This is a genomic window from Curtobacterium sp. UCD-KPL2560, from assembly GCF_001705035.1.
GTDB lineage: Bacteria > Actinomycetota > Actinomycetes > Actinomycetales > Microbacteriaceae > Curtobacterium.
On record NZ_MCIG01000082.1, the window covers coordinates 1 to 13,045 of the forward strand.

Sequence of the window (13,045 nt, forward strand, 5' to 3'; positions counted from 1 at the left end):
CGCGCCGACGACCGTCCCGAGCCCGACGGCCGGCACCACGACGGCCGGCACCACGACGGCCGCGACCACGACGGCCGCGACCACCGCGGTCGGGCCGGCCGCGCCGATCGTCGCGACCCTCCCCGCGGGCGGCACCGCCGACCAACGGGCCGGCCACGGGACGGACGCGCGCTCGTCCGGCCAGGGTGATCCGGGCCTCCCGGCCGTCGCCGCCCCGCGCGGCGGCGAGACGCCGTTCGTCGTCCCCGCCACGACGGCCGCCGCGCCGGCCGCTCCGGCAGCACCCGCGCCGGCAGCGGCACCCGCGCCGCTCGCCCAGCAGCTCGTCCGCCCGCTCTTCACGCTCGCGCACGCCGGTCACGGCGAGCACGTCGTCACCGTGCAGGTGCAGCCCGACGCGCTCGGACCGGTGACGGTCCGCGCGCTCGTCACCGCGCACGGCATGCACGTCGAGCTGTTCGCCGCCTCGGACGCGGGCCGCGAGGCGGTCCGCCAGGTCCTACCGGACCTGCGCCGCGACGCCGGCGCGGGGGTCGCGACGACCCTCGACCTGTCCTCGCAGAACCACCCCGGCTCCCGCGACGACCGGCCCGCGCCGGGCGCGGCCCGGCCCGACACCGGCCTGGAGGCGCGCCCCGCCGCCGCCACGCCGGTCACCACCCGTCCGTCCACCGTCCGCAGCGTCGGACTCGACGTCCTCGCCTAGGAGGCACCATGCCCATCGACGGCATCACCGGCACTGTCGACCAGGCCGCGCAGGCCGCGGCCCTGACCGCGAACAGCGCGACGAAGAAGTCCCAGACGATGGACTCCGAGGTGTTCATGAAGCTGCTCGTCACGCAGCTGCGGAACCAGGACCCGTCCTCGCCGATGGACACGAACCAGATGATCAGCCAGCAGACACAGCTCGCGATGATGGAGCAGATCACCAACCAGACCACCACCGCGAACGAGGGCTTCTCGTTGCAGATGCGGATGGCCGCGGCGAACCTCGTCGGCAAGCAGGTCACCTACACCGACGCCGCGTCGGGTACGGCCGTGACCGGGACAGCGACCGCGGTGTCCTACGCGGCGAGCGTGCCGACCGTCACCGTGGGTGGGAAGGAGGTCGACCTCGACGTGATCTCCGGTATCCGGGGCGCCTGACGGGTCCGCGCCGCTCGGCGCTGGTTCGTCCCTTCTCTGCTTCGTCCCCTGCTCTTCCTCGCTCGTTCCTCGTTCTTCCCTCGCTCTTTCCTCTGAAAGGTCGCACCATGCTCCGCTCGCTCTACTCCGGGATCTCCGGCCTCCGCTCGCACCAGCAGATGCTCGACGTCACCGGCAACAACATCGCCAACGTCAACACCGTCGGCTTCAAGTCGTCGTCCACCGTCTTCCAGGACACCCTGTCGCAGATGACCCAGGGCGCCGGCGGACCGCAGACCGGCATCGGCGGCACGAACCCCGCCCAGATCGGCCTCGGCGTGCAGGTCGCCGGTGTGTCCACGAACTTCGCGCAGGGCTCGGCACAGGCGACCGGGAAGGCCACCGACCTGATGATCTCGGGCGACGGCTTCTTCGTGACCCGCCTCGGCGGCGACACCGTCTACTCGCGTGCGGGTGCGTTCGACTTCGACGCCGAGGGACGGCTCGTGAGCGCCGACGGCAAGATCGTGCAGGGCTACCCCGCGACCAACGGCGTCGTCAACCAGGGCGGGCAGCTCGGCGACATCCGTCTCCCGCTCGAAGCCGCCGCCCCCGCCGTCAGCACCACGACCGCCGCGATGACCGGCAACCTGCCGTCGGAGACCGCACTCAACGGGCAGCGTGTCCGCGAGTCGACCGTGTACGACGCGGCGGGCCAGAAGCACGTCCTGAAGCTCACCTTCGCACGCTCGGACGCCGGCTGGAACGTCAGCGGCCAGGTCGACGGCGGTACCGCTGTCCAGGGCGCGATCGCCTTCGACGGCAACGGCAAGCTCACCAGCGGCGGCTCGATGCAGGTCGGCGGCATCGCGGTCGACCTGACCCAGCTCACCGGCTTCGCGGCGCTCGACACGTCCTCGATCTCGTCGCAGAACGGTGCCGCCGCCGGCGCGCTGCAGGGCTACTCGATCGCGAAGGACGGCACGCTCGTCGGCACGTTCTCGAACGGCGCCTCGCTCGCGATCGGCCGCATCGCCCTCGCCACGTTCGCGAACCCCGCCGGGCTCGAGAAGACCGGAGCCTCGGGCTACCGGGCGACCGCGAACTCCGGCCAGGCCACCGTCGGCGCACCGGGGGAGCCCGGCGTCGGACAGCTCGCCTCGGGCACGCTCGAGATGTCGAACGTCGACCTGTCGCAGGAGTTCACGAACCTGATCGTGGCGCAGCGCGGGTTCCAGGCGAACGCGCGCATCATCACCACCTCGGACGAGGTGCTGCAGGAGCTGACGAACCTGAAGCGCTAGCGCGTGGCCGGACGCCCCGGCCGCGCGCGGTGCGTGCGTCCTGGGCAGCTGCTCGCCCCGGTGCCCGATCGGCTGGCGGCGCCGTCGCCGTCGTCCGCAGATCTCGCCGGGACCGACGGGGCCGTCAGTCCGCCGCTGCACCTCGGACGTGGACCCTGGGCGCGTCGTCCTCGTTCCACCGGAACAACACCAGGTGCCAGAGCCCGGGGTGCTTGCGCGACGGGTCGATCAGGCCGTCCGCGCCGAGCTCGGTCAGGCGATCGCGCACGAGCCAAGACGTCGGGACGCGACCTTCGGCGACGACCTGCTGCCACGGCGCGGTCGCGTCGGCGAGGTCGACGCCGGCTGCCGCACGGGTGGGCGGATCGCGGAGGTCGATGATCCGGGAGGCCACGACGTCGACATCGAGGACCACCGGGTCGGCCGACCGCGTTCCGGGATGGGCCATCAGCGCTGCCTCCACGCCCTCGACGGACGAGCTGAGGTACAGCGTCGGCTGGTCCGCCCGCGAGTACCGTCCCGCCGCGCGGGAGCCGGCGATCGCGGACCGGCGGAAGCGCGGGTCGACGGCCCGGTAGAACGTGCCGCGCACCTCCGGCGCGAAGAGCTGTTCGCCGTTCGTCACAGCCGTAGCATGCCACTCCTCGAGCGTTCCGGTGCACGTCTGGTCCGAGATCCTTGCTCGACGCGCTGTCGCCGGAGCCGATCTGCCGTCGAGGCGTCTCGCGGATCGCGGCCGCGCATGGTGCACTGTCGTCGTGCGTATCCGGTCGGTGGCAGTCGTCACGCTCGACGAGCGGGTGCTCGTGGTGAAACGGCGCAGGGACGGCCGGAGCTACTGCGTGCTGCCGGGCGGCGGCGTCGAAGCGGGTGAGGACCTGCGCGAGGCGTGCCGACGTGAGCTCCTCGAGGAGACCGGGCTCGACGGCGACGTGGGCGATCTGCTCGACGTCCCCGTCGACCAGCAGACACCTGCCGTGTACTTCGCGGTACGGGTGACGTCCACGGCGGTGTCGCTCGGCGGACCCGAACTGCGCCGAGCTTCGGCGCGCAACGAGTACGAGCCGAGCTGGGTCGCGGCAACGTCACTCGACGAGGAGGGGCTCGTTCCCGACGCAGCGAGACAGGCGGTGCGCATCGTGCTGGACACGGTCGAGCCGACCTCGGAGCCGTTCCGATGACCGACCGATGACCGGACGGTCAGGCCTCGTGCTGGACGCGGTCGGTCAGCGACCATCCGCCGCTGCGATGCCTCGGACCCGAGACCGTCCGCATTGGGTGCTGCTGGCAGCGTGTCGTTCGTGGGCGGGCTCTTCCAAGGCGTCGTCCTCTTCGGATGAACGCCGGCCCATCTCCGGAGCGGATCCGCTGTCGGGATGCCGTGACAGACCCGTACGCTCGCGTCATGACCAACCCGGATGAGTCGGACCGACCCGCCACGAGGACCTGGACGACGGTCTGGCGCATCCCCATCGCTGTCGGGACCGGCCTGTCGGCCCTGGTCTGCTTCTGGGCGGTGTTCGACGGCGGGACAGCCGAGCGGTGGGTCGGCACCGTCGGGCTGTTGCTCCTGATCGCCTGGGTGTTCGTCTTCCGAGCGCTCCACCGCCGGGGCTACTGACCGCGCGGCGGGGCACCGGTCGTTCAGGCAGTCGATCGGCTCCCGACACGTGGGCGCCTCAGCTCAGGGGGCCTCAGCGCGAACACCGCTGCCGCGCCGTCAGCAGATCCGCGGACGGAACGAGACGATCGACGGCCGTCCGTCGCTTCGATCTCCTCATTGTTGCTCGAGCGGTCTCGCGCCCGTGGGCACGTGTCTCCATCGCACTGGCCGCTGTGGCACTGGTGGTCTGTGTCGTGTCGCTCGTCGAGGCCGGGCAGGTCGCGCCGGTGTTCTCCTGGGCCGCGCCGAGGGGGACGGAGCTCGTCCTGACGACGCTGCCCGATCGACGATCGGTTCCTGAGACCGGTCGAGGAGACATGATGTGACGGTGGCCACACATCCCCTCTGGCGCCCGATCGCCATCGGAAGCAACGCCGCCCGTCAGTCCCAGCGCGTGGCGTTCCGACAGACCGAACCCGGTCCGCCGCAGGCCTACGACCGACGGTGGGAAGCATCGTTCGCCCGTGTGCGCGACCTCGTCGCGAGCGCACTCGGGTCGGACCGCACCGTCCTGCACGTCGGCTCCACCGCCGTGCCGGGGATGGTGGCCAAGCCCGTCATCGACGTCGACCTGCTCGTGCCTGACGTGCTCGACGAGCAAGCCTGGTTGCCGAAGCTCGAAGCGGTCGGGTTCCGTCTGGTCTTCCGCGACGCCATCGCGGGAGATCCGCACCGCGAGCTCACCCTCGGCGAACCCAACACCAACCTGCACGTGTGGCAGCCGGACGCAGTGGAGCCCCGACGGCACCGGCTGTTCGTGGAGTGGTTGCGGGCCCACCCCGAGGACCGAGCGACCTACGCCGAGGCGAAGGCGAGCGCAGTGCGCGCGAGCGGAGCGGTGCGGTACAACGACGCGAAGGCCGCAGTCGTCTACGACATCTACGAGCGCGCGTTCACCGCCGATCCGAACCATGCCCACGATCCTCATCCGCGGCCGTGAGCGGCTCGGTTCGACCGGTGTCCGCGGCCCGGGCTCGGTCCTCGTGCGGAGCTGGCTCTGCACATGCCGGATCCCGCTGGACGAGGACACGCGCTTCCGAGTCGAGAAGTGGGACGACTGGTTCTTCCTGTCGGACGGCCGGCGGACCGGGAACACCTCGATGCTCGCCGCCACCGGATCGTCCTTCCGCTCGTTCGCGGCCACCGGGGTGCGACGGAGCGGCGCTCTGGCGCAGCGTGACCTCCTCAACGCGTACGCCGCGCTGGACGACGTGACGGAAGCGACCGCCCGTGACTGGGCCCGGGATGCAGCGTGGCGTCTCCAGCGCGAGCGGTCGAAGCTCCGAGAGGCGGAGCGGCGGCGCACTCGGGGGCCGTCACGGCGTCCGGTCCACAGCCCCAGTCCTCCGCTCGACACGAACGGGACTGCGCCGCAGACGGTGAGGCTCGTCGGCGATCCAGCAGAGGCGCTCGCGGAGCCGAGGACGGCGGTCTCCTCGTGCCCGGCGGGCGATCGCAGCAGTACTGGGTCCGCCGACGGCTCGGACTGGAGCTCCACAGGAAGAACCGAGGGCACGAGCGCGATCACGCCGGCAGGCGGAGCGACCGTCAGCACGACCGTCTCCCGGCCGATGCGGAGGCAGCAGTTGCCAACCCTGGCGTCAGGGGCGGCCCGCGAGGACCGAGAGCGGAGTGGCGGGGCCGCGGGAGGAGCCTCCCGTCCGTCCGGTGACCACCCGACGGACGGAAGGGACCGGCTGGTCCCCGCGCTGGGACCAGCCAGCGCGGCGCGGCGACACGATCGGTCACGGACCTGGCGCGACCGACAGAGCGGCGGGACGCCGTCGACCCGACCGCGGCCGTCGTCGCGCCGGTGTCAGAACGGGACGCCGCAGGTCAGGAGCACGTTGGCGTAGGACGTCGCCTCGCCGGTCCGGACGAACACACGCGCATCCGCGCACCGCGCCTTGAGCTCGGCGTGCGGCACGGTCGCGTGCCCCGGGAACCGGTCGCTGATCCAGTCTCCGGCAACGGTGCCGACGCTCTCGACCGCCGCGGTGCAGCTCTCGAAGACGGCGTCACCGAGGAGCGCGTCGACGACGTCGCGGAAGCCCGGCACCCCGTGCACGACGGCGAGGTCGACGACGGGGACCCCTCGTGGCACGGGCAGGCCGCAGTCGGCGACGACGACCAGGTCACCGTGACCGAGCCTGCTCAGCGCGGCGTTGAGCTCGGCGTTGAGGATGCCGGACTTCTTCATGTGGTCCCCCGGGTCGGATCGGTTGCGACGGCCCCGGGCAGGGTGTCGTCGAGGGTCGGGTACGACGGTTGCGTCCCCACGCGCTGCACGGCGTACGCGCCGACGCGGACGGCGTGGTGGACCGCTGCGGCGAGCGTGGTGCCCGCCGCCAGGCTCGCCGCGAGCGCACCCACGAACGCGTCGCCGGCGCCCGACGAGTCGACCGCGTGCACGCGGGGCGACGGGACGGTGAGCAGGTCGTCGCCGGCACCGTGCGCGCCGCCGACCAGCGCTCCGCGAGCTCCGAGGGTGACGACGACGGACCGCACCCCGTGGGCGAGCAAGGACCGGACCAGGTCGGTCTCGGCGGCACCCATCTGCGCCTGGCCGGGATCGTCCCCGTCGAGCTGCGCGAGGACGAGTGCCGCCTCGTGTTCGTTCACGACGAGCGGGTCCGCTGCGAGCACGACGTCGCGGGGGACCGGGACGACCGGGGCGAGGTTCAGCACCACCCGCCCCGTGGCGGCCGCTGCCGCCGCGGTGATGCCGTCCGCGGGGATCTCACCTTGCAGGACGACCACGCTCGCGCCCGCGACGACCGGTGCGGCGGCGGCGACCGCCGCCGCGCCGGTCGCCAGGTTGGCGCCCGGCACGACGACGATCGTGTTCTCCCCGTCGGCGCCGACGGTCACGGCCGCGAAGCCGGTGGGGGCGTCCACCGCGCGCAGGTGCGTCAGGTCGACGCCACTGCCGGCCAGGAGGCTCGTGGCGACGTCCGCGGCCGCGTCACGTCCGACACTCCCCACGATCGCGGTCGTCGCCCCTCGCCGGGCCGCGGCCACCGCCTGGTTGGCGCCCTTCCCGCCCGGCAGCTGCTCGACACCGGTCCCGATGAGCGTCTCGCCCGGGCGCGGGTGCCGTGTGACGGTGACGACCTGGTCGACGTTCACGGAGCCGACGACGACGACCGTGCCGGGGGCGCTGCTCACTTGAAGTCGGCGACGTTGCTCTTGGTCACCGTGACGACGGGGACCTGGACGGTCTTCTTCGCCTTGCCCTTGATCGCGTCCACGGCCTGCTCGACGGCGAGGGCGCCGAGCTTCGCCGGCTGCTGGGCGACGGTGGCGGCCAGGGTGCCGTTCTCGATCGCCTCGATGCCGTCCGCTTCGCCGTCGAAGCCGACGACCTTCACCGAGGAGCCCGCCTTGGAGCCGAGCGCCTTGATCGCGCCGAGGGCCATCTCGTCGTTCTCGGCGAAGATGCCGTTCACGTCGGGGTGGGCCTGCAGCAGGTTGGTGGTGACGTCGAGCGCCGTCGCACGGTCGAAGTTGGCGGTCTGCGATCCGACGACCGTGATGTTCGGGAACTTCTTGAGCCCCTCGGCGAAGCCCTCGCCGCGGTCGCGGCTGGCCGAGGTGCCGGCCTGGCCCTGCAGCACGAGGATCGTGCCCTTCTCGCCGATCGCCTTCGCCAGGTCCTCCGCCGCCTGCTCCCCGCCGGCGACGTTGTCGCTGGCGATGAAGGAGTCGACGTCCGCGCCGTTGACGGTGCGGTCGACGGCCACGACCGGGATGTCCGCCTTGTTGAGCGCCTTCACGCTCGAGCCGACGGCGTCCGAGTCGACCGGGTTGACGATGACGGCCTTCGTGCTGCCGGCCGAGGCGGTCTGCAGCTGGTTCGCCTGCTGCGCGGAGTCGTTCTGCGCGTCGACGACGTCGAGCTGCACACCGAGCTTCTTCGCCTCGGCCTGCGCACCGTTGCGGACCTCGACGAAGAACGGGTTGTTGAGGGTCGAGAGTGCGAGCGTGACCTTGTCGCCGGACGCGCCGCCGGCGGCACCGCCGCTCGTACGGTTGCAGCCGGCGGTGCCGAGCACGACGAGCCCGGCGACGACGCCGACCGTGGCGATCTTCTGGAAGGAGGAGAACTTCATCGTTGTGTCCTTGTTCGAGTGGTGCGGAGGGGATGGAGGAAGGGAGGAGGACGAGCGGGAGGGTCAGCTGCTGCGCGTCTTGCGGCGGAGGACGTCGACCCCGACGGCCAGGGCGATGACGACGCCGATGACCACCTGCTGCCAGAACGAGCTGACGTTGAGCAGGTTGAGGCCGTTGCGGATGACGACGAGCACGAGCGCACCGACGAAGGTGCCGGAGATGCGACCGACACCGCCCGCGAGCGACGCACCGCCGATCACGACCGAGGCGATCGCGTCGAGCTCGTACCCGCTCGCGGCCTGGGGCTGTGCGGAGTCGAGGCGGCCGGCCAGCAGCAGACCCGCGAGCGCCGCGAACAACCCGGACAGGGCGAAGACGACGACCACGATGCGCTTGACGGGGAGTCCGGACAGGCGTGCGGCCTCGGCGTTGCCGCCGACGGCGTACATGCTGCGGCCGATGACCGTGCGGTTGAGGACGAACGACGCCACGAGGGCCGCGACGACCAGGACGATGATCGGCACGGGGAGCCACCCGATGTCGCTGCCGAGGAAGGTCACCTCGGGCGAGGTCGGGATCGGGTTGCCGTCGGAGATCACCAGCGTGAGCCCACGGGCGACGCTGAGCATGGCGAGCGTCGCGATGAACGACGGGAGCTTGCCGTACGCGCTGGCGAGGCCGTTGACGACGCCGGTCGCCAGACCTGCGACCAGACCGCCGACCAGGGCCAGCCACCCGGGCAGGCCGGCGCTCGCGAAGAACCAGCCGGACACCATCGCGGACAGCGCCGCGACCGAGCCGACGGACAGGTCGATCCCGCCGGCGACGATCACGAAGGTGACACCGAAGGCGAGGACGGCCACCGTCGACACCTGGACGCCGATGTTGAGCAGGTTCCGGGTGGTGAGGAAGTCGGGCGTCGCGATGAAGAGCGCGATGCAGAGGACGACGAGGCCCACGAGCGCCCCGTTGTTCGCGAGGAACCTGGTGAGCGGCGCCAGACGCGGACGCGGTGCGGGCTGCAGGGTGGTCGATGACATGCGGGTGCTTCCTTGCTCGGTACTGCGCTGTACGCGGGGGACGGGGTGCGTGCTCGGCACGGAGGGTGTCAGGCGGCGTCGGGGGACGTCGCGTCGGACAGGTCCCGGGCCGCGAGGGTCATGACGGCGTCCTCGGTCGCGTCGGCGCCGGCGAGTTCACCGGCGATGCGGCCGTCCCGCATGACCAGGATCCGGTCGCTCATGCCGAGGACCTCGGGGAGTTCGCTCGACACCATGAGCACCGCGCCGCCTGCCGCGGTGATCGCGTTGACGAGCTCGTAGATCTCGACCTTCGCGCCGACGTCGACGCCGCGTGTCGGTTCGTCGAGGAGCAGCACACTCGATCCCGCGAGGATCCAGCGACCGAACACGGCCTTCTGCTGGTTCCCGCCCGACAGCGACCCGATCGGCTGTTCGATGTCGTGCATGCGGATCCGCAGCTTGTCGGCGACCTCCTGGGCGCGCCGCTTCTGCCCGGCGAAGTCCACGAGTCCACCGCGGGCGGTCGACCGGAGGGTCGCGTAGCCGAGGTTGTCGTTCACCGACGCGCCGAGGACGAGGCCCTGGCCCTTCCGGTCCTCCGGGACGTGGCCGAGCCCGGCGCGGATGGCCGCGGCGATGTCGTGCTTCGGCAGCTTCCGCCCGCGCAGGTGCACTTCGCCGCTGTCGTACGTGTCGACCCCGGCCACCGCGCGAACGACCTCGGTGCGCCCGGCGCCGACGAGCCCTGCGACGCCGACGATCTCGCCGGCGTGCAGCTCGAAGGAGACGTCGCTGAACCGGCCGGCGGCGGTGAGGCCCTCGACGCGCAGGACGACGTCGTCGCGGTCGACGACCGCCGCGCCCGTCGGGTACTGCTCCTCGATGCTGCGGCCGACCATGAGCGTGACGAGCTCGTCCTCGGGGGTCGACGCCGGGACCTCGGCGACGAAGTGTCCGTCGCGCAGGACCGCGACGGTGTCGCCGATCTCGGCGATCTCCTCGAGGTGGTGGCTGATGAAGAGCATCCCGACGCCACGGGCGCGCAGGTCGGCGACGACGCGGAACAGCTGCTCCGTCTCGTGACGGGTCAGGGCCGCCGTCGGTTCGTCGAGGATGAGGATGCGCGCGTCGATGCTCAACGCCTTGGCGATCTCGACGAGCTGCTGGCGGGCGATGCCGAGCTCGCCGACCGGGGTGTCGACGTCGACGTCGAGTCCGATGACCGCGACCGCCGCGGCCGCGCGCTTCCGGAGTTCCCTGCGGTCGACCATCCCGAAGCGCTTCGGGATCCGGCCCATCATGACGTTCTCCGCCACACTGAGGGACCCGACCAGGTTGAGCTCCTGGTGGATGGTCGCGATACCGAGCCGTTCGGCGGCGGTGACGGACGGCAGCGCGACCTCGACGCCGTCGACCAGGATGCGGCCGCCGTCCGGCTGGTGGATGCCGGACATCATCTTGATCAGCGTCGACTTGCCGGCGCCGTTCTCGCCGAGCAGGACCTGGACGCGACCGGCGTGGACGTCGATCGAGACGTCGCTGATCACCCGGACGGGGCCGAAGGACTTGCTGACGCGCTCGAGGGTCAGGAGGGGGGAGTCGGTCATGTCACTGCTCCGGGAACGGTGCGACGGGGCGCGACGATGCGGCCCGGCCGTCGGGACGGATGGGGGTGGCGGAGGAGGAACGGACGATCAGCTCGCTCGGCAGGCGGACCGAGTCGGGCGTCCCGCCGTCGATCACGTCGCGCAGGAGGTCGACCGCCGTGTGGCCCATGTCCTCGACGCTGTGCGCGACGACGGACAGGGCCGGCTCCAGCAGCGAGAACCACTCGATGTCGTCGAACGCCACGAGGGCGATGTCGACCCCGACCCGGAGTCCGAGCTTGTTGAGGATGGCGATCGCACCGACGGCCATCAGGCTGTCCGCGGCGAAGATGGCGGTCGGCGGTTCGTCGAGACCGAGGAGCGTCGTCACCCCGGCCGAGCCGGACGCCGCCTGGAAGTCACCGAAGACGACGAGGTCCGGGTCACGGCTCAGCGTGCTGTCGGCGACGGCGTCCTGCCAGGCGTCGAAGCGCTCGCGACCGGTGCTGACGCTCTGCGGACCGGCGATGTACCCGACGCGGGTGTGACCGAGTGCGGCGAGGTGCGCGACCGTCTGACGGATGCCGGTGCGGCTGTCGGTGGTGACGCTCGGCACCCGGATGCCCGGGATGACGCGGTCGACGAAGACGGTCGGGATCTGCCGGTCGACGAGCTGCTGCACCGTCCCGGTGTCGTTGCCCTGCGGCGCGACGATCACGCCGTCGACCCGGCGCGCGATCAGCGTGTCGAGGTACCGGTTCTGCTGGTCGGCGCGCTCGTTCGCGTTGCCGAGGAGCGTGACGTACCCGGCGGCGAGGGCGGCCTGCTCGACAGTGTGCGCGAGGTCGGCGAAGAACGGGTTCCGGACGTCCGACACCAGCAGGCCGATCGTGTCCGAGCGGGTCGAGCGCAGTGCGCGGGCCTGCAGGTTGGGGCGGAAGTCCAGCTCGCGGGCTGCCCGCTCGACGGCGTCGCGGGACTCCTGGGACGTCGCAGCGTTGCCGGACATCACCCGGGACGCGGTCGCCGGGGACACGCCGGCACGGGCGGCCACGTCCTTGATGGTGACGTTGTTCATCGTCGAGCACTCCGTCGGGCTTCGGTGGAATCGATTCCATGGAATCGATTCCATGACAATGAGGCATGCCGGCCAGATTGTCAAGCACCGGATCGGCCGACCACGATCCGCGTGCGCGGCGGTCGCGCGGCTGCCCGCCAGCCCCTACTCCCGGGCCGTCGATGGAGCAGCAACCGTCGGGTCGCGCCCTCGCACTCGACGTCGACTGCTCCATCCACGGAACGTTGCGGACGGTGTCCCAGCTACTCGAGGTCGTCGGCAGCGCCCGGCGTCAGTGCCACCACGTCGGGGAGGTCCCCGATCGGACCGAACAGGGCCCCGACGTCGGTGCTCCCGGTCAGTTCGAGCCGGACACCGGTCAGGTCCGACTCCGCACGCTCGAGTTGGGTCAGCGCGGTCACGCTCCACCCGGCTGCCGTGACCTGCGTCAGGATCTGGGTCAGCACGCCGCGTCGTGCGCGGTAGGTGACCTCGACACCGACGGATCCTCGTGCGCGTCGGTCCAGCCGCCGGAGGACCGCGGTGTACCCGAACACGATGACGAAGTGCAGCGCGGTGACCGTGAGGGCGAGCACCCACAGGCCGGCACCGGCTGCCATCCCGATGGCGGCCGTCTCCCAGACCGCGGCGGCGGTCGTCAGGCCGCGGACGGCGCCACGACGGGTGAGGATGAGCCCGGCACCGAGGAACCCGACCCCGGAGACGATCTGTGCCGCGACCCGTGAGGGGTCGAGGACGACGTGGTCACCGAGGACGTCCGAGAAGCCGTACTTGCTCACGAGGATCATCAGCGCCGCAGCCGTCCCGACGATCGCCTGCGTGCGGAGCCCGGCACTCTTCGATCGCAGCTGCCGTTCCAGCCCGATGGACGAGGCGAGCACGAACGCGAGCAGGAGCTCACCGATCTGGGTCCAGCCCTGACCGGCGAACGGGCTCGAGAGGTCGGCGGTCACGACACGGTCCTTCCTCGGGATGCTCCATCGCGGAGCGGACGGCCACCGGACCGAGCGAGAGCACGGTTCCGGTGGAGGCTACTGCGAGCCCGCGGCCCGCGGCCGGTCCCTGTAGGACCTCGCACCGGACCGGACCGGACCGGACCGGACCGGACCCCACCGGACCGGACCGGACCGGACCCCACCGGACCGCCCCTACGC

Annotated in this window: 14 protein-coding genes; 6 read left to right on the top strand and 8 right to left on the bottom strand. The window is 71.8% G+C overall.

Going from position 1 to position 13,045, the window contains the following annotated elements; translation table 11 throughout:
* From BEP24_RS17715 to BEP24_RS14205, 3 genes are all read left to right on the top strand, one after another.
* A partial coding sequence (locus BEP24_RS17715) for a flagellar hook-length control protein FliK (RefSeq protein ID WP_171898829.1) occupies window positions 1–706 on the top strand: 706 nt, incomplete at its 5' end.
* Between the two features lie 8 nt (window positions 707–714).
* Window positions 715–1,146: a flagellar hook capping FlgD N-terminal domain-containing protein gene (locus BEP24_RS14200; RefSeq protein ID WP_065964501.1), complete on the top strand. Its 432-nt coding sequence runs from the start codon at window positions 715–717 to the stop codon at window positions 1,144–1,146.
* Between the two features lie 107 nt (window positions 1,147–1,253).
* Complete coding sequence (locus BEP24_RS14205; protein ID WP_065964502.1) at window positions 1,254–2,429, top strand: flagellar hook protein FlgE; 1,176 nt, start codon at window positions 1,254–1,256, stop codon at window positions 2,427–2,429.
* 124 nt (window positions 2,430–2,553) lie between these two features.
* Here BEP24_RS14205 and BEP24_RS14210 read toward each other — a convergent pair whose 3' ends face one another.
* A complete protein-coding gene (locus BEP24_RS14210) occupies window positions 2,554–3,054 on the bottom strand; it encodes an RES domain-containing protein (protein ID WP_065964504.1) in 501 nt (166 codons plus the stop codon).
* A gap of 148 nt (window positions 3,055–3,202) precedes the next feature.
* On the opposite strand from BEP24_RS14210, the gene BEP24_RS14215 reads away from it, so the two are divergent.
* The 3 genes from BEP24_RS14215 (at window position 3,203) to BEP24_RS14225 (ending at window position 5,032) form a co-directional block, all read left to right on the top strand.
* The gene (locus tag BEP24_RS14215; RefSeq protein ID WP_253181707.1) at window positions 3,203–3,610 is read left to right on the top strand and encodes an NUDIX domain-containing protein; all 408 of its coding nucleotides are present in this window, start codon (window positions 3,203–3,205) and stop codon (window positions 3,608–3,610) included.
* 224 nt (window positions 3,611–3,834) lie between these two features.
* Window positions 3,835–4,050: a hypothetical protein gene (locus BEP24_RS14220; RefSeq protein WP_065964506.1), complete on the top strand. Its 216-nt coding sequence runs from the start codon at window positions 3,835–3,837 to the stop codon at window positions 4,048–4,050.
* Between the two features lie 370 nt (window positions 4,051–4,420).
* Window positions 4,421–5,032, top strand: a complete 612-nt coding sequence (locus BEP24_RS14225) for a GrpB family protein (protein ID WP_171898830.1) — start codon at window positions 4,421–4,423, stop codon at window positions 5,030–5,032.
* Between the two features lie 876 nt (window positions 5,033–5,908).
* Here the strand turns inward: BEP24_RS14225 and rbsD are convergent.
* From rbsD to BEP24_RS14265, 7 genes are all read right to left on the bottom strand, one after another.
* A complete protein-coding gene (gene rbsD, locus BEP24_RS14235) occupies window positions 5,909–6,292 on the bottom strand; it encodes a D-ribose pyranase (RefSeq protein ID WP_065964511.1) in 384 nt (127 codons plus the stop codon).
* Complete coding sequence (locus BEP24_RS14240; RefSeq protein WP_065964513.1) at window positions 6,289–7,260, bottom strand: PfkB family carbohydrate kinase; 972 nt, start codon at window positions 7,258–7,260, stop codon at window positions 6,289–6,291. The genes rbsD and BEP24_RS14240 overlap by 4 nt, the downstream gene beginning before the upstream one ends.
* A complete protein-coding gene (locus tag BEP24_RS17185; RefSeq protein ID WP_065964514.1) occupies window positions 7,257–8,204 on the bottom strand; it encodes a substrate-binding domain-containing protein in 948 nt (315 codons plus the stop codon). The genes BEP24_RS14240 and BEP24_RS17185 overlap by 4 nt, the downstream gene beginning before the upstream one ends.
* Window positions 8,205–8,267: 63 nt before the next feature.
* Window positions 8,268–9,245, bottom strand: coding sequence for an ABC transporter permease (locus BEP24_RS17190; RefSeq protein WP_065964516.1), 978 nt, complete (start codon window positions 9,243–9,245; stop codon window positions 8,268–8,270).
* 68 nt (window positions 9,246–9,313) lie between these two features.
* Entirely contained in the window at window positions 9,314–10,834 is a 1,521-nt protein-coding gene (locus BEP24_RS14255) for a sugar ABC transporter ATP-binding protein (protein ID WP_065964518.1), read from the bottom strand.
* Window position 10,835: 1 nt separating this feature from the next.
* Window positions 10,836–11,891, bottom strand: coding sequence for a LacI family DNA-binding transcriptional regulator (locus BEP24_RS14260; protein WP_065964521.1), 1,056 nt, complete (start codon window positions 11,889–11,891; stop codon window positions 10,836–10,838).
* 242 nt (window positions 11,892–12,133) lie between these two features.
* Window positions 12,134–12,844 (bottom strand): MgtC/SapB family protein, encoded by a 711-nt coding sequence (locus BEP24_RS14265; RefSeq protein WP_065964523.1) that lies wholly within the window; start codon window positions 12,842–12,844, stop codon window positions 12,134–12,136.
* Window positions 12,845–13,045 lie beyond the last annotated feature (201 nt).

Coding starts and splice junctions, on each gene's coding strand:
- BEP24_RS14200 (WP_065964501.1), top strand. CDS start 715: ATGCCCATCGACGGCATCACCGGCACTGTCGACCAGGCCGCGCAGGCC.
- BEP24_RS14205 (WP_065964502.1), top strand. CDS start 1,254: ATGCTCCGCTCGCTCTACTCCGGGATCTCCGGCCTCCGCTCGCACCAG.
- BEP24_RS14220 (WP_065964506.1), top strand. CDS start 3,835: ATGACCAACCCGGATGAGTCGGACCGACCCGCCACGAGGACCTGGACG.
- rbsD (WP_065964511.1), bottom strand. CDS start 6,292: ATGAAGAAGTCCGGCATCCTCAACGCCGAGCTCAACGCCGCGCTGAGC.
- BEP24_RS17185 (WP_065964514.1), bottom strand. CDS start 8,204: ATGAAGTTCTCCTCCTTCCAGAAGATCGCCACGGTCGGCGTCGTCGCC.
- BEP24_RS17190 (WP_065964516.1), bottom strand. CDS start 9,245: ATGTCATCGACCACCCTGCAGCCCGCACCGCGTCCGCGTCTGGCGCCG.
- BEP24_RS14255 (WP_065964518.1), bottom strand. CDS start 10,834: ATGACCGACTCCCCCCTCCTGACCCTCGAGCGCGTCAGCAAGTCCTTC.
- BEP24_RS14260 (WP_065964521.1), bottom strand. CDS start 11,891: ATGAACAACGTCACCATCAAGGACGTGGCCGCCCGTGCCGGCGTGTCC.